The organism is Azospirillum sp. B506 (assembly GCF_000333595.1).
GTDB lineage: Bacteria > Pseudomonadota > Alphaproteobacteria > Azospirillales > Azospirillaceae > Azospirillum.
The window spans coordinates 1-19,308 of the sequence record NZ_BADK01000285.1 but is presented as its reverse complement, the minus strand read 5'-3'; the positions used below and the strand labels follow the sequence as shown (position 1 = coordinate 19,308).

The 19,308-nt window shown below is 67.4% G+C and carries 15 protein-coding genes; 7 read left to right on the top strand and 8 right to left on the bottom strand.

What is annotated here, in order from left to right; translation table 11 throughout:
* Positions 1–80: 80 nt before the first annotated feature.
* Positions 81–1,358, top strand: a complete 1,278-nt coding sequence (locus I71_RS08985; protein WP_042694027.1) for a tetratricopeptide repeat protein — start codon at positions 81–83, stop codon at positions 1,356–1,358.
* Here I71_RS08985 and I71_RS08980 read toward each other — a convergent pair.
* Positions 1,355–2,269, bottom strand: coding sequence for a tetratricopeptide repeat protein (locus tag I71_RS08980; protein WP_042694024.1), 915 nt, complete (start codon positions 2,267–2,269; stop codon positions 1,355–1,357). The genes I71_RS08985 and I71_RS08980 overlap by 4 nt on opposite strands.
* 258 nt (positions 2,270–2,527) lie before the next feature.
* On the opposite strand from I71_RS08980, the gene I71_RS08975 reads away from it, so the two are divergent.
* Together I71_RS08975 and I71_RS38205 are read left to right on the top strand one after the other, a co-directional pair.
* Positions 2,528–3,088, top strand: coding sequence for a hypothetical protein (locus I71_RS08975; protein ID WP_159107364.1), 561 nt, complete (start codon positions 2,528–2,530; stop codon positions 3,086–3,088).
* A 49-nt stretch (positions 3,089–3,137) separates the two neighbouring features.
* A complete protein-coding gene (locus I71_RS38205; protein WP_042694020.1) occupies positions 3,138–3,350 on the top strand; it encodes a hypothetical protein in 213 nt (70 codons plus the stop codon).
* A gap of 54 nt (positions 3,351–3,404) precedes the next feature.
* Here I71_RS38205 and I71_RS08965 read toward each other — a convergent pair whose 3' ends face one another.
* Entirely contained in the window at positions 3,405–3,809 is a 405-nt protein-coding gene (locus I71_RS08965) for a flagellar basal body rod protein FlgC (protein ID WP_042694018.1), read from the bottom strand.
* A 269-nt stretch (positions 3,810–4,078) separates the two neighbouring features.
* Between I71_RS08965 and I71_RS08960 the strand changes: the two genes are divergently transcribed.
* Complete coding sequence (locus tag I71_RS08960) at positions 4,079–4,894, top strand: PP2C family serine/threonine-protein phosphatase (protein ID WP_042694016.1); 816 nt, start codon at positions 4,079–4,081, stop codon at positions 4,892–4,894.
* Between the two features lie 9 nt (positions 4,895–4,903).
* Here the strand turns inward: I71_RS08960 and I71_RS08955 are convergent, their stop codons facing one another.
* Positions 4,904–6,559 (bottom strand): DUF4384 domain-containing protein, encoded by a 1,656-nt coding sequence (locus tag I71_RS08955; protein WP_244433722.1) that lies wholly within the window; start codon positions 6,557–6,559, stop codon positions 4,904–4,906.
* Positions 6,560–6,745: 186 nt separating this feature from the next.
* Here I71_RS08955 and I71_RS08950 point away from each other — a divergent pair, with 186 nt between their 5' ends.
* Together I71_RS08950 and I71_RS08945 are read left to right on the top strand one after the other, a co-directional pair.
* Entirely contained in the window at positions 6,746–8,407 is a 1,662-nt protein-coding gene (locus I71_RS08950) for an alpha-amylase family glycosyl hydrolase (protein ID WP_049976005.1), read from the top strand.
* Between the two features lie 187 nt (positions 8,408–8,594).
* Complete coding sequence (locus tag I71_RS08945) at positions 8,595–9,695, top strand: TRAP transporter substrate-binding protein (protein ID WP_042694012.1); 1,101 nt, start codon at positions 8,595–8,597, stop codon at positions 9,693–9,695.
* Positions 9,696–9,751: 56 nt separating this feature from the next.
* On the opposite strand, the gene I71_RS08940 is transcribed toward I71_RS08945, so the two are convergent.
* From I71_RS08940 to I71_RS08925, 4 genes are all read right to left on the bottom strand, one after another.
* Entirely contained in the window at positions 9,752–11,800 is a 2,049-nt protein-coding gene (locus I71_RS08940; protein WP_042694010.1) for a hypothetical protein, read from the bottom strand.
* The gene (gene flgK, locus I71_RS08935) at positions 11,797–13,206 is read right to left on the bottom strand and encodes a flagellar hook-associated protein FlgK (protein ID WP_042694008.1); all 1,410 of its coding nucleotides are present in this window, start codon (positions 13,204–13,206) and stop codon (positions 11,797–11,799) included. The genes I71_RS08940 and flgK overlap by 4 nt, the downstream gene beginning before the upstream one ends.
* 140 nt (positions 13,207–13,346) lie before the next feature.
* Positions 13,347–15,962 (bottom strand): flagellar hook-basal body complex protein, encoded by a 2,616-nt coding sequence (locus I71_RS08930; protein ID WP_042694006.1) that lies wholly within the window; start codon positions 15,960–15,962, stop codon positions 13,347–13,349.
* Positions 15,963–16,191: 229 nt separating this feature from the next.
* Complete coding sequence (locus tag I71_RS08925) at positions 16,192–17,676, bottom strand: tetratricopeptide repeat protein (protein ID WP_042694004.1); 1,485 nt, start codon at positions 17,674–17,676, stop codon at positions 16,192–16,194.
* 82 nt (positions 17,677–17,758) lie between these two features.
* Between I71_RS08925 and I71_RS08920 the strand changes: the two genes are divergently transcribed.
* Entirely contained in the window at positions 17,759–18,097 is a 339-nt protein-coding gene (locus tag I71_RS08920) for a DUF1491 family protein (RefSeq protein WP_042694002.1), read from the top strand.
* Between the two features lie 18 nt (positions 18,098–18,115).
* Here I71_RS08920 and I71_RS08915 read toward each other — a convergent pair.
* Positions 18,116–19,308: sensor histidine kinase (locus I71_RS08915; RefSeq protein ID WP_148294195.1), on the bottom strand; the 1,193-nt coding region annotated here is incomplete at its 5' end.

Genomic DNA, 19,308 nt, shown 5'->3' with positions numbered 1-19,308 from the left:
GTGCCATCATCGGTGGATCACGGTAAAGATGCCATCGATATCGGTGGGAAACCGACCGGCGGGTGAGGGGAGAACAGGCGATGGCAGGGTCACGCTCGTCCTTGCGGGGCGGGTTGCGCCGGGGGCTGGCAAGCGGGCTGGCGGGGAGCACGCTGCCGCCGGCGGTGGCGCTCAGCCGGCAGGCGGACGCGTTGGCAGCCACCGGCGACGCGGCGGGGGCGGAGCCGCTCTATGCCCGCGCTCTGGCAACCGACCCGACATTGGCCGGAACCCACAACAATCATGGCAATGCGCTGCGCGCCCTGGGCCGGCTGGAGGCAGCCGTCGACGCCTACCGCGCGGCCGTCACCCACGGCCTGCATGAAGGGATGGCCCACTACAATCTCGGCTCCGTCCTGCGGCTGGCCGAACGGCGGGATGAGGCGGAGGGTGCCTTCCGGCAGGCGCTGGCGCTGCGGCCCGACCATGCGGAGGCCTGGAACAACCGCGGCAATCTGCTGCGCGACCTCGGCCGCTTCGGCGGTGCGGCGATGGATTACCGGCGGGCACTGGCGCTGCGGCCCGACTGGGCCGATGCCCACGACAATCTCGGCGCCGTGCTCTATCTGCTGCACGAGCAGGGCGGAGAAGACGAGGCGGTGGCATTGGCCCGGCTGTGGCGGCGCGATCACCCCGCCAATCCGCTTGCCCGCCACATCGGCGCCGCCATCGCCGGCGAGGAGGCCGACGCACGCGCGCCCGACGATTACGTGCGCCAGACCTTCGACCTGTTCGCCGAGGAGTTCGACCGCAAGCTGGCGGAGCTGGATTACCGCGCCCCGGCCCTGCTCGCCGGGATGCTGGCGGACCGGGCGCAGGCCGGCGACCTCGACGTGCTCGACGCCGGCTGCGGCACCGGGCTGTGCGCCGCCGCGCTCCGCCCCTATGCCCGCCGGCTCATCGGCGTCGACCTGTCGGACGGCATGCTGGAGCATGCCCGCCACCGTGGCTTGTATGACGAACTGCACGCGGCGGAACTGGTCGGCTTTCTGATGGCCCGGCCAGCCCGTTTCGATCTGGTCATGGCTGCCGACGTCTTCTGTTACTTCGGAGTGCTCGACGAGGCTCTGGCCGCCGCCCGAGCCGCCCTGCGCCCCGGAGGCCGGCTGGCCTTCACCGTGGAGGAGCTGGACCCGGCCGACGGCCGGCCCCACCGTGTCGCCACCCATGGCCGCTACGCCCATGCCGAAGCCTATGTCGGTGCCGCGGTGGCCGATGCCGGGCTGACCTTGCTCCGCTGCGACCATGACAGGCTGCGTTTTGAAAGCGGCGAACCGGTCATGGGGCTGGTGGTGCTGGCCGAACGGCCGGCCGTTTAGGCGGGCCGGCGCGGCCGGCGCGACGGCACCGGTTTGGAGGCTGGCTTGGCCTGCGGTCTTGACTGCCGTGGGACGGACGGCGGCTGGAGCAGCGCATCGGCCTCCTCGCCCCGCCCGAGCGAGCGCAGTGCCAAAGCCAGCGTATCGCGCGGTGCGGGATGGGTCGGATCGATGCGGACAGCGTGGCGCAACGGGACCAGCGCCGCCGCGGCATGGTTGGTCGCGGCCAGGGCGATGCCAAGGTTGAGTGCCGCCGACAGGAAATCCGGCACCAGAGCCAGCGCATTGCGGAAGGCGATCACCGAATCGGCACGCAGCCCGGCGGCGAACAGCGCATTGCCCAGCAGGAACGCGATGTCGGCATCTTGCGGGTCGAGCGCCGCCACCCTGATCAGGTCGCTCAACGCCGGTGTCACCTGCCCGGTTTCCAATCGGAGCCGCCCGCGCGCGTGCAGCAGATCGACCAGCTTCTCGCGGGCGGGGTCCAGCGCCGGTTCGATCCGCAACGCCCGCTCCAGCATGGCCGCCGCCGCGTCGGTGGCGGCGGCATCGCTTCGGCCATGGCGGGCGAAGGCGCGGTCTGTCCAGGCTTCGGCGAAATCCGGCCGAAGGGCAAGCGCGCGGCGGTAGCCGGCCTCCGCCTCATCCCACCGATCCAGCCCGCGCAGCAGATTGGCGCGGTTGGCCTGGATGTCGGCGGCATCCTGTCGCAGGGCCAGGGCCTTGCCGATCAGCGTCAATCCGAATTCGCCATGGCCGATCTGCCCGGCCAGAACGCCGAGGTAATGCAGCGCGTCCGGTTGCTCCGGCTCGACATCGAGGATGCGGGTGTAAAGCTCCTGGGCCTCGCCGAAGCGGCCGGCGAGATGCAGGTCGAGCGCTTGCGTCAAGGCTTCGAGGATTGTGGCCATGCTTCAACGCTTTAGGACGGCCGGTGCCGTCGCCGCAAGCACGCGCGGAGAAGAGCCTTGATTTTTCGACATCAATACCCCGCATCGGACATCTTGTTTCCCCATCCGCGTCAGATTCGCAAACTCAATCAAGTGTAAAGAAAGCCTTTACGTTATGCCAAGGTTAAGGTAATTTAATGTTCGATTATCACCGTTCTGGATTATCCGGTCATGAACGTGGCAGCTGCCACATCGACGGTCGCCCGGCCGTTCGCCTTCATGACGCCCCGCGGCAGCGATGCCGTTGAATCAGGGGCCGGCACCCGGATTCCCGTTTTTGCCGACACCGGGGCCGCCTCCCAGCCGGTTCCTCCCCAGCATCCCGAACCCGATACGACCGGTGGGACCGACCCACTGGTGAACCGCTTTCCGACGATCGCCTTCAGCTACGACACCGACGCTTCGCGGCTGGTGATGCTGTACCGTGATCCGGCCAACGGGAAGACGGTGTCGCAGATCCCGACCGAAGCGGCATTGAAGCAGTACAAGGAAGCCCAGCAGAAGGAAAAGGACGCGGAACGCGCATCGATGCTGACGCTGACGGTCGACGGAAGTGGACAGGGCGGCGGGCATTCTGCGGCTTATGGTCGCGCGGGGAATGGTTTGTCATCAGGGACCGGCTCCGCTGCGGCGGTCCGGGCCGCGTCCGATGCCGGCGCTGGCCGTTCCGCGGCGGCGACGCCCAACGCTTCCGCAGCCTCGCCGTCTGTGGCACACTCGTCCCCGGTCGCCGCGGCCTCTGCCGGCACATCCGCCGGGCGGGTGAACGTGGTGATCTGAAGGCTCCCTGCCGACGGGATGCCGTTTATCGGGGATCGCAAGGATGGGTATGGACGTCACCTCATCGACCGCCGGGGCGGCGATGGCCTTGAAGCAGGCGCAGGGACAGATGGATTTCGGCGTGAAGGCGCTGAACCGGAATGCCGAGCAGCAGCAGGCGACGGTCGACACCCTGATGCAGTCGGCTGGCGGCTCCAGCGGTGGAGCCGGTGGTGGCAACGTGACCCCGACGCGCGGGCAGAACCTGAACATCACCGTTTGAATTGCTGTCGGCGGACGCCTGACGCACAGCCCCGCCGGCTTTGCGGCGTCTCTCTCAGGCTTTCGAATCGAGCAGTGACGTCAGCATCTCGTCCTGGGTGCGGACGACTGCGACATTGGCGCCATAGGCCCGGCTGGCGGCAATCTGGTTGACGCGCTCCGTCGCCAGATCGACATTGGGTGCCGCGACCATCCCGGCCGCGTTCGCAGCACTGTCATCCGGCGCATATTCCTGCAGATAGGCCGGCGTGATCGGTGTGAAGCTGGCCCGTGTGCCCGGATTGGCATCGGTCTGCGCGACCGCAAGCGGCTGGTAGGCAGCAGGCTTGCCGCCAGTGGAACCATCGCTGGTGGGGACCGCTCCGGTGGAGCGGACATTCGCGACGTTGGACGCCGAGGCGTCAAGCCGCCGCATCTGGGCGGTCAACCCGCTGAGCGCGATGCCGATGCTGCCGACCATGGCGACCGATCCTTCGTCCGACTGCAGTCGCGATATTGTATCACGGTCGATGGCCGCCATCATCCGCCCAACGGCCACGCCCGGAGGTTTCAACCGCCGCCCTGGAGTCTCCCTCCGGAATCCCTGCTGTATCTTTCGCGGGGCATGCGCCATTATCGGGAAAACGGCCGCCGCTCCTTTTCCGTGCTACCGGTTTTGCGCCGGTCCTTCGCCGGGGTCCCCGGTCCAGATGGAGCCGGTCCGGATGCCAGAGGGGAGCCGCCGCCTGAATGCCGAACGCCGCATTTGCCCTGACGATCGCCGGTCTGACCGACGTGGGACGCGCCCGCGCCCGCAACGAGGATGATTTCCAGATCAGCATCGATGGTGGATTCGCCGTCGTCGCCGACGGCATGGGTGGCCATGCCGGAGGCGATATCGCCAGCCGCAAGGCGGTCGAGGTGATTTCCGGCATCCTGCAGGGCTATGCGCCATCCGATCCGATCACGGCGGTGAAGCGCGACGATGGCGAGCACACCCAGACCGACCCGATGGCGATGGAACCGGCGATGCGCCAAGCCCTGTCGCTTGCGCGGGCGGCGGTGCAGCAGGCCAACCGCGCCATCCATGAGATGAATCTTGCCCGCGGAGTCGCATCGGGGCGTGGCATGGGCACCACCGTGGCCGGTGTATGGCGGATTCCCGGCACCGCCCGGATGGTCGTCTTCCATGCCGGCGACAGCCGGGTCTACCGGCTGCGCGATGGGGAACTGCGCTGCCTGACGCGGGACCATAGCCTCTACCAGATGTGGTTGGACAATGGCGGGCGGGGAATCGCGCCGCATCGGAACATCATCGTCAGGGCGCTCGGCACCGCGGAGGATGTGGAGCCGGAGGTCGGCGTACAGCCGCTGTTGCCGGACGATGTCGTGATGATCTGTTCCGACGGGTTGAATGGCATGCTGCCGGATGGCGTCATCGCCCGCATCCTGCGCCATGAGGCGGAGCCGGCCCTTGCCGCCAACGCCTTGGTCGATGCGGCGAATGCCGCCGGCGGGCAGGACAACATCACCGTGGTGGTCGGACGTTTCACCGCGACTGCCTGAGCCTTCGCATCACGGCGCGGTGGTGATGAAGCGCGCATCCGCCAGCGGGGGCGGTGCGTTTTCCGGCAGGGTGGCCAACGCCTTCGCCAGCGCGGCAAGATAGTCGGCCGCGGGCTCCTGCTCCGGCCGCGCGGTGGGAAACAGCGCCTCCGCAGCGGCAATGGTCAGCAGCATCTCGGTGCCATAGGGCGGGCCGATGGTCCAGCTGCGCCCGCTCCCCGGCTTTCCATCCTCGCGCCTTTCCCCCAGTTGGCGCACCGCGCCGGCGGCAAGCGCGGTGCGGTCGTCCGACGGGTTGGGCAGCAGATGGACGACACTGCCGTCGATGGTGAAATAGTCGATCTGCAACTGCACCGGCCGCGAGGGCGCCCGGATCTCCAGGACCAGCGGGTCGCCAGCACTCAAGGCCGGTCCATCCGGCAGCGTCACTGTCAACGGGTCCGGCAAAACGCTGTTGGCGTTCAGTGCCGGCGCCACGCTGCCAAGCGGCGCGCAGAACTGCGCATCCACCGTGACGAGGTCGAAGCCATGGTCCCAGCCTGCGACAAACGCCTTGACTGTATCGCGCAGCGCGGTCTCCGCCGGTTCCCCCGCCACCATCCCGGAAACCAGCAACCGTCCGCCGATCGTCTCCACCTCCACCAGCGCGCAAGGGATGGAGCGCAACGCCTGAGCCAGGGCGGCGGCCGGCGGCGGCTCGGAGACCGTTGGCGGCGGCACGGGAGGCGGGGGCGAGACCGGCGCCGGGGAGAGCGGCTGGATGTCCGTCACCGCTGCCGCATCCACAGCCATTTGCGTTTCCGCCATCGGCATCTCGGGGATCGGCGGGAGCGGAGGCGGGGGCGGGGAGGGGCGGTTCAGTACCGCCAGCGCAGCCATTCCACCCACCAGAACCATGCCGCCGACCGACAGCCGCCAGGAGCGGGAGCGCGCAGGCGGCGGAACGGCGGCTCCGTTCAAAGCGGCAACGGCGCGCTGCAGGGAACCGGCATCCGGGAAGGCTTCGGCCCCGTCGTCACGCAGGGTTGCCAGCAGGGCCGCCACTCCTGGCCGGTCGTCATGCCCTGCCAACAGCCGTTCCGCCAGCCGGACCACCGCAGCCAGATCGTCCCTGAGACCGACGTCTGCCGTCGTCAACGCCGCCAGGCCAAATCCAGTGACCGTTGCCGCCGTTCCGCTGCAGCGGATGGCCTCCGCAGTCAAAGTTCCATGGCAAACCCCGGCGCGGTGTGCCGCGGCAAGCGCGCCCAGAATGCGGTCAAGCGTTGTGACGGTCTCGTCCCAATGCAGCGCGCCGCCATCCAACCGCGCGGCGAGCGTCGGCCCCTCCACCGCTGCCGTGGCGACGAACACGGTGCCCGCATGCTCGCCCGAGGCCAGGATGGCTGGAATGGCGGGGTGGGACAGCCGGGCTGCGGCACCCGCCCTCTGCCGGAACCGCTCCAGCCCGGCGGCATCGGCGGACAGTCGGGCCAACGGCACCGTCCACAGAGTCACCGTCTGTCCATTGGCGTCCAGCGCACGGTGCTGCCGGGCGTCGCCGTCCCGCCCGATCAGGTCGAGCAGCCGATAGCGCCCAAGCCGTTGCCCGGATCCAGTCTCCCTGCCGCCCAGCCGCATACCCGCTCCCCGCTCTGAGCCGCTGGTATAGCCGCAGCGCCACATGACGGCCAAGTCCCAGGGTATCCTCCCTAGGTTCTGCTCCGAATGATCATCTCTACGAAATGCATACGCCTGTGACCATGAACGGCCGGTAACCTTTCGTTAGCCATGAGGAAGGACTCTGGTGATCCGCATGCGTATCCGTCGTATCCCCTCGTCCATTGGCCCTCTGGTGCGGAGCTTGTTGCCTTGCCCCACTCATCTCCCCTCTTCCAATCGTCCGGTCCGAACCTGTCCTGGTTGAATGGGGCGGCGCTCTACCAGGTCTACCCGCTCAGCTTCCGCGACAGCGGCGGCGACGGCTGGGGCGATCTCGACGGTGTGATCGAGGGGCTGGACCATGTCGCCGCGCTGGGTGTGGACGGCGTCTGGATCAGCCCCTTCTATCCGTCGCCACGCACCGATTTCGGTTATGACGTCGCCGACCACCGGGCGGTGGACCCACGCATGGGCAACCTCGCCGTCTTCGACCGGCTGATCGAGCGCGCTCATGGGCTGGGGCTGAAGGTGCTGGTCGATCTGGTCTGCGGCCACACCTCCGATGCCCATCCCTGGTTCGTCGAGAGCCGGCGCACCCGGACCGATGAGAAGTCCGACTGGTATGTCTGGGCCGACGCCAAGCCCGACGGCACCGCGCCCAACAACTGGCTGTCGGTGTTCGGCGGGGCCGCCTGGACCTGGGAGCCGCGGCGGCGGCAATATTACCTGCACCATTTCCTGGCCAGCCAACCGGCGCTCAACCTGCACCATCCCGCGGTGATGGATGCGCTGTGCGGGACGGCGGAGTTCTGGATGGAGCGCGGCGTTGACGGCTTCCGCATCGATGCCGTCGATTTCTTCGCCCACGACCCACTGCTTCGCTCCAACCCCGCCGTCCTGTGGCGGGAGGCCGAGCCGCCGCTGAAGCCCTTCGCCCTGCAACAGCACATCTATGACATGATGCATCCGGCCATCGGCAGCATCCTGTCCCGCCTGCGCGAGACGGTGGAGCGCTATCCCGGCCGAGTCCTGCTGGGCGAGCTGTCCAGCCAGCCCGGCGCCGGCCAGCGCATCGCCGCCTACTGCACGCCGCAGGGGCTGCACGCCGCCTACACCCTGTCGCTGGCCAAGCAGCCATTCAGCGCCAAGGGCTTCGCCCAGGCACTGGGCGCGGCGGGACAGCCGGAATCGATCTGCTGGAGCCTCTCCAACCACGATGTGGAGCGGGCGGCCAGCCGCTGGCTGCCGACGGGTGCCGACCCACAGGCCTTCAACGCCCTGCTGGCGATGCTGGCGTCCTCGCTGCCCGGCACCGTCTGCCTCTATCAGGGCGAGGAGCTGGCCCTGCCCAACGCGGTGCTGGAGCAGCACCAGCTGCGCGACCCCTTCGGCATCACCTACTGGCCCGATTTCCAGGGGCGGGACGGCAGCCGCACGCCGATGCCCTGGCGGTCCGGCGAACCCCATGCCGGCTTCACCGTCGCCGAGCCCTGGCTGCCGGTGCCGGATGCCCACCGCGACCTGGCCGTGGACCGCCAGGAACGGACCCCCGGCAGCCCGCTCGCGGTGTGGCGTGCCGCCCTCTCCCTCCGTCATGACCTGGCGGCGTTGCGCAACGGCACCGTCGCCGCGGTAGAGGAGCATGGCGACCTGCTGTCCTTCGAGCGTTCGTCCGACGAGGAGCGGCTGCTGGCCGTCTTCAACATGGCCGACCGGCCGGCGGAGTTCGCGCTGCGCGGCCGGGGCGAACCGGAAGCCCTGCCGGTCCCGCGCGCGCCCGGCGCCCTGCCGCCGGAGTTGACCGCCGATGGGCGGACGCTGGTGATGCCGCCGCTGTCGGTCTTCCTGGGGCGCCTGCGGCCCGCCTCCTGACGCCTCTCCGGACGTGCCTTTCGAGGGGGCCGGCTACACCCTCGAAAGGCAGGCATGCACATTTATGCGATGCGGGGCGCCGCATCGGATGCTTTGTTACTCTCTCGCGTAAGTCGCTGTAATTCCCTAATTCATTGCAGGCCTGGGAAATCGTCAGCGATAGCAATAATCTTGCGGAGTAGCGGGAGTGGAAAGAAGAGCGTTTCTCACCAAGGCCGGCGTCGGTGCCGTTTCGACCGTTGCCGCCTCGACCCTCGCGGCCCCGGCCATCGCGCAGACCCAGCCGGCCATCCAGTGGCGTCTGGCTTCGAGCTTCCCGAAGAGCACCGACATCCTCATCGGCACCTCCGAACTGATCGCCAAGCGCGTGTCCGAGGCGACCGACGGCAAGTTCCAGATCCGCGTGCATGCCGCCGGTGAGATCGTCCCAGGCCTCCAGGTGCTGGACGCGGTCCAGAACGGCACCGTGCAATGCGGCCACACCTGCGGCTATTATTATGTCGGCAAGGACCCGACCTTCGCCTTCGACACCACGATCCCCTTCGGTCCGAACGCCCGCCAGCAGAACGCGTGGTACCAGTATGGCGGCGGCCAGGAGGTGATGCGCGCCTTCTTCGCCAAGCACGGCATCGTCCAGTTTCCGGCCGGCAACACCGGCGCCCAGATGGGCGGCTGGTACCGCAAGGAAATCAAGTCGCTGGCCGACTTCAACGGCCTGAAGATCCGCATCGCCGGCATCACCGGCCAGATCATGGCCAAGCTGGGCGCCGCCCCGACGCAGATCGCCGGCAGCGACATCTATCCGGCGCTGGAAAAGGGCACCATCGACGCGGTCGAGTTCGTCGGCCCCTATGACGACGAGAAGCTGGGCTTCGTCCAGGTCGCCAAATACTACTACTATCCGGGCTGGTGGGAAGGCGGGCCGCAGGTCTCGCTCTACATCAACCAGAAGGAATGGGAGGCCCTGCCCAAATCCTATCAGGCGATCCTGACGGCGGCCTGCGCCGAAGGGAACGGCGCAATGACCGCCCGCTACGACGCGGAAAACGCCAAGGCCCTGAAGCGTCTGGTCGCCAAGGGCGCCCTGCTGCGTCCCTTCCCGCGCGACCTGATGGAGGCCGCCCACAAGATCGCCTACGAGATGTACGACGATCTCGCAAAGACCAACCCGGACTTCAAGGCGGTCTACGACAGCTGGAAGCCCTTCCTGGAGGAGGTCCAACTGTGGTTTCGCGTGGCGGAGCTGCCCTACGACAACTTCACGCAGTCGGCCGGCCGGTCCAAGTGACGGCCTGAAGGCTTTGACGGAAAGCAGGGGGGGGCCGGTCCGGCCGCCCCCTTTCTTCAGGCCAGATAATTCAGAAGCGACAGCTTCTGCGTCTGGCCGGCCACGGTGTAGGTGGCCTGCTGGACATTCATCGCACTGCTCAGCCGGGCCGCGACCTCGGTCTGGTCGATGCCTTCGATCGTGGCGATGCGGTCGGTCAGGGTGGCGATCGAGTCCGTGTGTGCGGTCTTGGTCGTCTCCAGGGTGGCAGCGTCGGACGCGACCTTGGCATGGACCGAGCGGATCTGGTCGGACGCCTGGGTCAGCAGTTCGCGCGCCTTGGCGCTGTATTCGGTCCATTTACCGGGGTTGGCCGCCGCCGTCCGCACCATCTGCATCGCCTTCACCAGCGACTGGAACGCCTTGTCGTCGGCGCTCACGCCATAGGTCAGGTTCAGGTTGTCGTCGATGGTCACCTGCGACTTGCGGTACGCATCGGCGTTCTTGCCCTTGGTCAGGTATTCGGCATCGTAGAATGGCAGGTCCGGCGGCTCGGCATTGGGAACGTCGACCTGGCTGTCCTGCTCCGGCGGCAGGGTGCCGACCGAGATGGTGTTCTGCAGCGACCCGTTCGTCACCTTGGCGCTGGTCGAGAACAGCGAACTGCGGCCGGGGTGGTTGGGGTCGGCGTTGGCGGTGCTGGTCAGGGCGATGCCCGGACCGTTGCCGACGGCGTCGATGCTGACCGGCGGGGCCGGGTTCAGGTTGGCGAAGTTCTGACGCAGCTTGTCGGCCACCTGGCTGACATCGGTGACGCCGGCGGCGAAGTCGGTGTCGCTGACCGTGTAGCTGACCTTGTAGGTCTGGTAGGGTGGCAGGTCGTGCGGCTCGGTCGGATTCTTCAGGTAATAATTCTGGTTGTACGGGTCGTCAGGATCGCCGACCGCCACCGTGAACTCGAAGGTGTCGCCGATGTCCACCGCCGCACCGTTCAGGGTGAAGCGGTCGATCTGCGGCAGGGCGGTCGTCGGTGCCTGGGACGTCGTCGGCGCGCTGACGCTGTTCTCGACCGTGGCGGAGTTGACGACGCGGGCCGACAGGTCGAATTTCTGCCCCGGCTGTTGGCCGACCAGGGAAATGATGCCGTTGGAGGTCGACACCGTCATCGGCAGCGGCGGGTTGGCGGCATTGATCTGGCTGGTCAGGGTCTGGGCGACGAAGGTCAGCGTCTTCGGGTCGGTGGCCTGGATCTGATAGCCGAAGGTATTGCCCGCGACCGTCACCTCGAAATAATCGTCGGTGTTCACCACCGCGCCGTTCAGCGTGATCTTGCTGGTCTGCGTCGTCGCCGTCAGGTCGGTGACCGGCTCCGTCCCGAAGCGCGAGCCGGCGAACAGGTAGCGGTCGCCGAAACGCTGGTTCAGCAGCGCCTGGATGTCGCGCATGGCGCCTTCGGCCCGGTCCTTCACCTGATCGGCCTGGGGGAAGCTGACCGAGAAGCTGCTGCTCGACGCCGCCTTCAGACTGTCGAAGGTCAGGTTCAGGATGGCGCCCTCGCCGGGACCGCCGGAGATGTTGAAGTTGTAGCCCTTGCCGTCGTTGGGCGGGGTGGTGCCCAGATTGATGGAACGGGTGGTCTTGCCGCCCAGCCCGTCGGTCACCGTCACGTCGAAGGTGCCGTTGGTGCCCTGCTGCGAGGGCACCGCGGTGACCGTGTAGTTGGCGCCGACCGTCAGCGTCGACTTTGAGGCATCGATCGACAGCTTCATCCCGTCGGGATTGGTGTTGATCGGCGAGGTCACGCTGGCCGGGCCGGGCTGGAAGGGGAAGGTGGTGCTGGAGGTCCAGCTCGACACGATGGACTCCATCGACGTCAGCACCTTGTCCGTCGCCTGCACGCGCGGCGCCGCGGTGTTGATGCTCTGGGTATAGTTGTCCTTCTTCGCCATTTCCGCCCGCAGGTCCAGAAGCTTCTGCACCTCCGGCCCATAGGCATTGAGATCGACCGACTTCTTGCCCGTGGTCAGCTGTTCGGACAGCCGGTCGATGTCGTTCTGGCCCCCGGACAGGTTCCGGACCAGGCTCAGATATTTCGAGTAGCTGCTGACTCCCGTTATCGAGCTCATCGGACCACCGCCTCCAGCGCATCAAACATCGAGTTGGCCACTTGCATGACCCGTGCCGAAGCCTGATAGGAGGTCTGGAGTTGCTGGAGCTGGGCGATTTCCTCGTCGATGTTCACGCCCGTCTGCGACTGATAACGCTCGCTCAGGAGCTGCATGGACGCCTTGTTGGAGTCGCTGGCGGTGTTGGCCGTCTTGGCCGCGGCCATCCAGGTGCCGGTGATGGCGCTGCCCATGGCGCTGTAGGTGGTGTCCTTGATCTGCAGCCCGTCGGCGCTGAAGCTGCGGCCGGCGGCATTGACCGCCTTGACCATGCCGTCGATGGCGGACTGCTTGATTTTGCTGGTGTTGTCCAGGAGCTTGGGGTTGATGTTGATGGTGAAGCGGTCGTCGCCGGTGAAGAACTGGTTGGTCTGCTCGCCGGCGGCGGCCGGGCTCGCATCGTCATAGGCATCGGCGAAGCTGGTGGGTTCGCCCGGCTTGGTCGGGCCGGTGAAGGCCTTGGCGTACTCGTCCAGCTGCGAGCGCAGCTTGCGGATGATCTCCGTCGTCGGATCGCCGCTGGCCGGGGTCGGCGGCTCGGTCGTCGAGCCATCCTTGCGCATCTGGATCAGGGCACCCAGCTTGCCGGTGGTCAGGTGGTTGTTGATCGAGGTGACCTGATTGCCGACCTGTAGGTTGATGTTGCCGCCGTCATAGGAAAGATTTGCCGGCTGCGCATCGACCAGCGCCAGGCCCGACGGGGTGAAGATCGCCAGACGGCCGTCCGGACGTTCCACAGTGCGGACGCCCATGTAGGTGCTCAGCTCGCGCACCAGCCCGTCGCGCTTGTCGGCAACGGCGTTGGCGGCCGAACCCTGGCCCTGCAGCGACACCATGTCGTTGTTGATCGAGTTGATCTGCTTCAGCAGGTCGTTGACGGTGTCGACCGACTTGGTGATGTCGCTCTTCATGTCGCGGTCGAGCTGCTCCACCCCCTCCGACACGCGGCGGATCTCGCGCGAGAAGTTTTCGGCGGTCTGGACCAGCTGGTACTGCGCCGTCTCGTCCTCCGGGGAGGTCGACAGCGTCTTGATCGCCGCCTGGAACTTGTCGGCATAGTCGTTCAGCAGCGGCGTCCCGTTCGTGGTCCGCATCAGGTCGCCCAGCTGCTGCATGTAGGTCGACGTCACCTGCGATCCGCCATCGCGCGAGGTCAGGTCCATGACCTGCGCCATCAGCGCCTGGTCCACCTCCCGGCGATAGGTGGTGCTGACGACCTGACCGCTGGCATCCACCGACTGCTGGGCGGTGTGGCGCGTGCGGTTCGGGTCGTTGGCCTGCGCGATGTTGTCCGAAACCAGCTTGACGCTGGTCTGGACCGTGCGCAGCCCGGCCGTGGCACTGTTCAAGGCTGCGAAGAGGGACATGGCAGGAGACCTTTCACGGATCGGGATGGGCGGGGCGGTGCCGGGATGGCCGCCGCCCCCCATTCAGGCGATCAGGGAACTGGCGATCGGAAGGCTGGCGATCGGGCAATCAACGGATCAGGAGTGGGTCAGGGCCGCGCCTAGCGCTTCAGCCCCAGCACTTCCTGAAGCATTTCGTCCGACGTGGTGACGATCTTCGCGTTGGCGGAATAGCTGCGCTGGGTGACGATCATCTTGGTGAACTCGTCGGCGATGTCGACGTTGGAGCTTTCCACGCTGTTCGCCACGACGGCACCGGCGCCATTCGTCTCCGGATCGTTGAAGTTCGGCTTGCCGGCTTCCTCGCTTTCGATGAAGACGCCGCCGGATTCACGCTGCAGGGCATTCGGGTTGTTGAAGGTGATGATCGGAACCTTCGCGATCATCTTGGAGCGTCCGTTGTCGTAGTTGACCAGGACGGTGCCATTGTCGCCGAACACCACATCCTTGAACTGCCCGCGTGGTGCGCCGTTCTGGACCAGCTGCGTGACGTTGATCTCCTCGCCGGCATACTGGGTCAGGCCGCCCGGCTTCTGGTACTTGCCGAGGTTCAGCGTGATCTGCTGCGGGCCGAAGCCGTAATCGACGGTGAAGGTGACGTTGGCATCGGAGCCGGCGGACTGGTTGGCGGAGCTGACCGCGGTGCCGGTGCCCACCAGGGCGGTCGAGATGTTGGTCAGCGTGCCGACCGTCTCGGGGGTCTTGCCGAAGGTCAGGCCGATATGGGCCGGCGTCTGGCCGGCGACGGCACTCTGATCCAGGGTGAACTGGGCGGCAGGAGCATCGACGACCGCACCGGTCGCACCGCCGACGGTCAGGATGTTGCCGCTCGCGGTTGCGCCGGGGACCACCGACGCGAAATACTGCATCACCTTGGCGGGCGTGTCGTACAGGCCGTAATTGGTGTTGGTGATGGTCAATTGATAGGGCTGGCCGCCGGAGTCCGTGATCGTATAGGTATCGCCGATATCGATGCTGGAGCCGTTCAGCGTGACCGAGCCGGCGCCATTGGTGAAGGTGTTGGTGCCGGTCGGACTGGCCGCGGTCTTGGCGGTGACGGTGATGACGCCGCCCTGCGCGGTGGCTGTCACAGGCAGCGAGGTGTTCGAGTTGATCTTGTTCGCCAGCGCCGCGGTGATGTCCTCCATCGTCATTTCTTCGCCGGTGGTGCTGTAGGTCACCGCCGTGCCGTTGATGCTGAGGGTGTATTGGGTGCCGATGTCCCCCGGCGTGCCGGTCAGCGTCACCGTGCGGCTCTGGCGCACGCCGGCCACGCTCGACACCGACGGCAGCGAACTCATCGTGTTCACCGCAGTGGACGAGTTGGTGGCGGTCGCCGAGCTGGTGACGTTGGTGTTCACCGCATTGGCCTGGATCGACAGGATGTTGCCGGCCGAGGAGGCGGTGACGGTCGATCCCAGCGCCTGGTTGATCTTGCCGGCCAGCTGGGAGACGACGTCGCTCACCGTCGAATAGCTCTGATAGGTGGCGGCGGTCACCGTGTAGCTGATCGGCGTGCCGTTCACGTTGATCGTGAAGGAGTCACCGACCTCGACCTGGGTCTGCGGGAACTGGAACTTGTCGATTTCACCGGAGCTGGCGGTCGCCGCCGTCGAGGTCTGCGGGACGATGGTGTTGGTGGTGTTGGTGCCGGACACTACATCGGTGTTCAGCTTGAACGGCGTTCCGGCATTGCGGGCGGTCACGCGGATCGTCTGGCCCGACGAGGTGGCGAGCACCGACGCCGCGGGCGAGGCGGAGTTGATCTGGTTGGCCAGTGCGCTGGCCAGACCGGAATAGGTCCGGATCGAGCCGATGTTGTCGGCCGTGATCTTGAGGCTGTAGTTGCTGCCATCGACCTTCACGGTATAGGTGTCGCCGATGCGCAGATTGTCCTGGCCGTTGGTGTTGTTGCCGGCGATGGTGATGACGTTGACCTGCGCGACCGCGGTCTGGCCGGCGATGTTCTGGCCGAAGGTCACGGTGGCGGGATTGCCGGAGAAGGTGCCGTCGACCGGCTTGGTGTTCGATCCCGGCGCGTCCAGGACCATGCGCCAGCTGCTGTCCGCCTGCTGCCGCCATTTGAAATTGACGGTGCGCGGGTTGCCCTGGCTGTCAAAGATCTGGATGCTGCTGTCGGGGATCTTCTCGCCTTCCTTCGGGGTCGCCGGCAGGTTGGCCGAGAGATCGATGGTGTTCGTCGCCACCGGCTTGTCGATCAGCGAGTTGACCTGGATCGGCGCCACCTGGTCCTTTTGCAGGACGCCCGTCACCGGATCGACCAGCCAGCCGTTCAGGGCGTAGCCGGCGCTGTTGACCAGATAGCGGCTCTTGTCCAGCTCGAAGTCGCCGGCGCGGGTGTAGAAGGCGGCGGACGAGTTGACCGTGCCCGTCTGCGTCTGCACCAGCGTGCTGGCCCCCTGGGTGGCGACCTTGGTGACGCTGAAGAAGCCCTGGCCCTGGATGGCGATGTTGGTCGGGCTCTGCACCTGGGTCAGGCTGCCCTGGATGTTGTTCATGAAGACCGGCTGCGCCGTGACCCCGCCCGGCTCGTGCAGGCGCTGGCTGGACTGAAGGACCATCGTCTCGAAAGCCGAATCGACGCGCTTGTAGCCGATGGTCGAGCTGTTCGCGATGTTGTCCGAGATATGTCCGAGCGCCTTCGACTGGGCATTCAGGCCGAGAACGGCGGTTGTCATCGAACCGAAGATGCTCATGGCCAGGGGTCTCCGAAAGAAAGGGCAAAGGTCTTCTGCGCCCTGTCTAGCAAACGGAGTGCCAACTGCCATTCCGGCGAGAAACCATTGGAAACGAATGATTTTTTGCACAAGCACCGCGGCGGCGCCGGATTTTGCCGGCCGGTAGGAAAGTTTCGCCTAGTTCGAGCCGGGCGGGCGGGCAGAAAGCTCCCGCCGAAGTTGCCGGGCGCCCCACCCTCGACCGCCCTCAGCCTGCCTTGGTCCGGACGGCCCGGGCGGCATGAGCCTTCAGCACGGCGGCGGCGGTGCCGAGCGTGGTCGTCCAATCACCGGGACGGGGCTGGCGGAACAGCCGCATCGACGGGTACCAGGGGCTGTCGGCCCGGTCGAGCATCCAGCGCCAGTCCGGCACATGGGGAAGCATCAGCCAGCACGGCACGCCGATCGCTCCGGCAAGATGGGCGATGGCTGTGTCCACCGTCACCAGCAGGTCGAGGTTGGCGAGGATGGCGGCGGTGTCGGCGAAGTCGCGCACCCGCTCCATCGCATTGGGGATCGCGGTGCCGGTCAGGCGGGCGAGGTCGGCAGCAGCCTCGCCGGTCTGCAGGCTGACGATGCGCACTCCCGGCACCGCCAGCAGTGGGCGCAAGGCGGACGCCGGAATCGAGCGGTTGCGGTCGTTGCGGTGCTGCGGATTGCCGGCCCAGACCAGCCCGACCCGCAGGCCCGCGCCGTTCTCCCCCGTATCGTCCAGAGCCTCCAGCCGGTCGCGCCAGAGGAGAACGTCGTCGGGAGCGGGGCCAAGATAGGGAATGCCGGCGGGAATCTCCGCCAGACCGGTGCCGAAGGCGCGCGGCAGGCTCATCAGCGGACAATGGAGGTCGTGCGGCGGCGGGTTCTCCCCGCGCACCAGCACCTGGACCGCCGATCCCAGGCAGCGGTTGAACAGGCGGTACAGCAGCAGGTGGGTTTCCAGGATCACCCGCCCGCCACCCTGGGCGGCGATCTGCGCCACCAGCGGAGCATAGCGCACGAACTGGATGGCATCGCCGAAGCCCTGGTCCATGTGCAGCAGGATGGTGGCGCCGCCCGGCGGCTGCCCGGCCCAGGGCGGGGTGGCGAACCGGTGCCAGCGATGCTCGAACCCCTCCCATCCCGCCCGCAGGTCGCCGCGGACCAGCCGTCCCACAGCACGGGCGAGATGGGCCTCGGCACTGGCGGGGCTGCGCGCCAGCACGGCGTCGAAACAGGCCTCCGCCTCGTCGAAGCGGCGCAGGTCACGCAGGACGGTGCCGAGATTCAGCTGGGTGGTCGCGTGGCCGGGCCGCAGCCGGTCCGCCCGCTCCAGCCAACGTCGCGCCGTGGGATAATGGGCCAGCGCATGCAGGGAGGCGCCGAGCGCCTCCAGCGCGTCACCATCCGCGGGGTCGAGCGCAAGGGCTCGCCGCAGCACCGGCTCCGCCCGCTGCGGCATCTCCGCCGCCCGCAAGGCCGCCCCCAGATGCCCCCAGGGCGCCGGAGCGGCCGGGCGGACGCGGACGGCGCGGCCGATACACCGCACCGCCGACACCGGGTCGCCGCACTGCGCCCGCAGCACGCCCGACAGGTGCAGAGCGTCCGGCTGCGCCGGCTCCGCCACCAGAATCCGGCGGTAGCCGTCGGCCGCCGCATCGGCATGGCCGGACATGTGGTGGTTGACGGCGGCGGTGAGAGCGTCCAGGAGTGTTGCCATGCCCTCTTCTCTACACCGGCCGGCCGGGCAGGGCGAGATTCCAAAATCAGCGCGAGCCGACGATCAGGAGCCTGTCACGGCAATGGACGACCGCCTTCCGACACATCTCTGGGTTTCGGCCCATATCCGCACCGCCGATGCCCAGGGGGTGGCGATGACGGTGGCCCGCAAGGGCGATCCCAGCCGTGGCACGGTGATCCTGAAGATCAACCGGCTCGACCGGACCTTCACCGTGCTTGTGCAGACCCGCGAGGCGGATGGCGAACGGCTGTTCTGGGCGCGCGGCACCGGTGCCGACCCGGTGCCGGAAGCCGATGCCGACGCCTATATCGCCCGACAGGTCCGATACGACCCCGATGTCTGGGTGGTCGAGGTGGAGGACCGCCAGGGCCGCCACTGGTTCGAGGGGCCGGTACGCTGACCGGCCTCCGGATGCCTGTCAGCCGCCATCGGTGATGCGGGGGAAGCGCAGGGTGAAACGGGTCCCCTCTGCGGGGCGGCTCTCGACCCCGATGCTGCCGTGCAACCGGCCGGTCACCAGATTGTAGACGATGTGCAGCCCCAGCCCGCTGCCGCCCGCCCCGCGCCGCGTGGTGAAGAAGGGGTCGAAGATCTTTGGCAGAACGTCCGGCGCGATGCCGTTGCCGTCGTCTCCGACCGACAGCTCCACCATGTCGCCCTCCGCCGTTTCACCGGCGATCAGGTGGGCGGCGATGGCGATCCGGCCGGGTTGTTCCGGATCCAGCGCATGGACCAGCGCATTCATGATGAGGTTGGTCAGGATCTGCGACAGCGCGCCCGGATAGCCGTCCAGTTCCAGGTCGTCCGGACAATCGACGGCGATGGTCAGCGCCGTCCGCGCCTTGTAGGTCGGATGCAGGCTGCGCAGCAGCTCGTCGATGTAATCCCGCAGCAGGAAGGCGCGGCGCTCGTCGCTGGACTGGTCGACGGCGACCAGCTTGAAGCTCTGCACCAGATTGGCGGCGCGGGTGCTGTTGGACAGGATCAGGTTGGCCATCTCCAACCCATCGCTGAGGAAACGCTGGAAGTCCGATTTCTTCAGCGCATTCGCCGAATGGCGGTCCGACAGCTCCCCGATCAGCGCCTGCAGTTGCGAAGCGCCGGTGATGGTGATGCCGATGGGGGTGTTCACCTCATGGGCGACGCCGGCGACCAGTTGACCCAGCGAGGCCATTTTTTCCGCCTGGATCAGGCTGGCCTGGGTGGCCTTCAACTCGCTCAGGGCACGTTCGGCGGCATCGCGCGACTGGCGCAGCGCGATCTCCGCCTCGACCTCGCGCGTCACGTCGACCACCACCGCCTGGATCGCCGGACCGTCCCTCCAATCGACGCGCCGGCCGGTCAGTTCCACCCACAGTCCGGCGCCGTCGGGGCGGCAGGCGCGGATGCGGCGGCGCGGCATGGGCCGTCTGCCTTCCAGCAGCCGGTCGTAATTGTCGATGATGGCCTGCCGCTCGGCCACCGCCACCACGGACAACAGGGACGGCAGGGCCATCACCTCCGCCACGGTCAGCCCCAGCATGGCGGCGAAACTGTCATTGGCGTAGAGCGGGTGGAACTCGCGGTGGATGACGATGCCCTGGATCGAGCCTTCGACAAGATCGCGGAAGC

Bases quoted from the DNA above. Each gene is read 5' to 3' on its own strand.
- I71_RS08930 (WP_042694006.1), bottom strand. From the start codon at position 15,962: ATGAGCATCTTCGGTTCGATGACAACCGCCGTTCTCGGCCTGAATGCC.
- I71_RS38205 (WP_042694020.1), top strand. From the start codon at position 3,138: ATGGACGTCACCTCATCGACCGCCGGGGCGGCGATGGCCTTGAAGCAG.
- I71_RS08960 (WP_042694016.1), top strand. From the start codon at position 4,079: ATGCCGAACGCCGCATTTGCCCTGACGATCGCCGGTCTGACCGACGTG.
- I71_RS08925 (WP_042694004.1), bottom strand. From the start codon at position 17,676: ATGGCAACACTCCTGGACGCTCTCACCGCCGCCGTCAACCACCACATG.
- I71_RS08955 (WP_244433722.1), bottom strand. From the start codon at position 6,559: ATGTGGCGCTGCGGCTATACCAGCGGCTCAGAGCGGGGAGCGGGTATG.
- flgK (WP_042694008.1), bottom strand. From the start codon at position 13,206: ATGTCCCTCTTCGCAGCCTTGAACAGTGCCACGGCCGGGCTGCGCACG.
- I71_RS08980 (WP_042694024.1), bottom strand. From the start codon at position 2,269: ATGGCCACAATCCTCGAAGCCTTGACGCAAGCGCTCGACCTGCATCTC.
- I71_RS08975 (WP_159107364.1), top strand. From the start codon at position 2,528: ATGACGCCCCGCGGCAGCGATGCCGTTGAATCAGGGGCCGGCACCCGG.
- I71_RS08920 (WP_042694002.1), top strand. From the start codon at position 17,759: ATGGACGACCGCCTTCCGACACATCTCTGGGTTTCGGCCCATATCCGC.
- I71_RS08965 (WP_042694018.1), bottom strand. From the start codon at position 3,809: ATGGTCGGCAGCATCGGCATCGCGCTCAGCGGGTTGACCGCCCAGATG.
- I71_RS08940 (WP_042694010.1), bottom strand. From the start codon at position 11,800: ATGAGCTCGATAACGGGAGTCAGCAGCTACTCGAAATATCTGAGCCTG.
- I71_RS08985 (WP_042694027.1), top strand. From the start codon at position 81: ATGGCAGGGTCACGCTCGTCCTTGCGGGGCGGGTTGCGCCGGGGGCTG.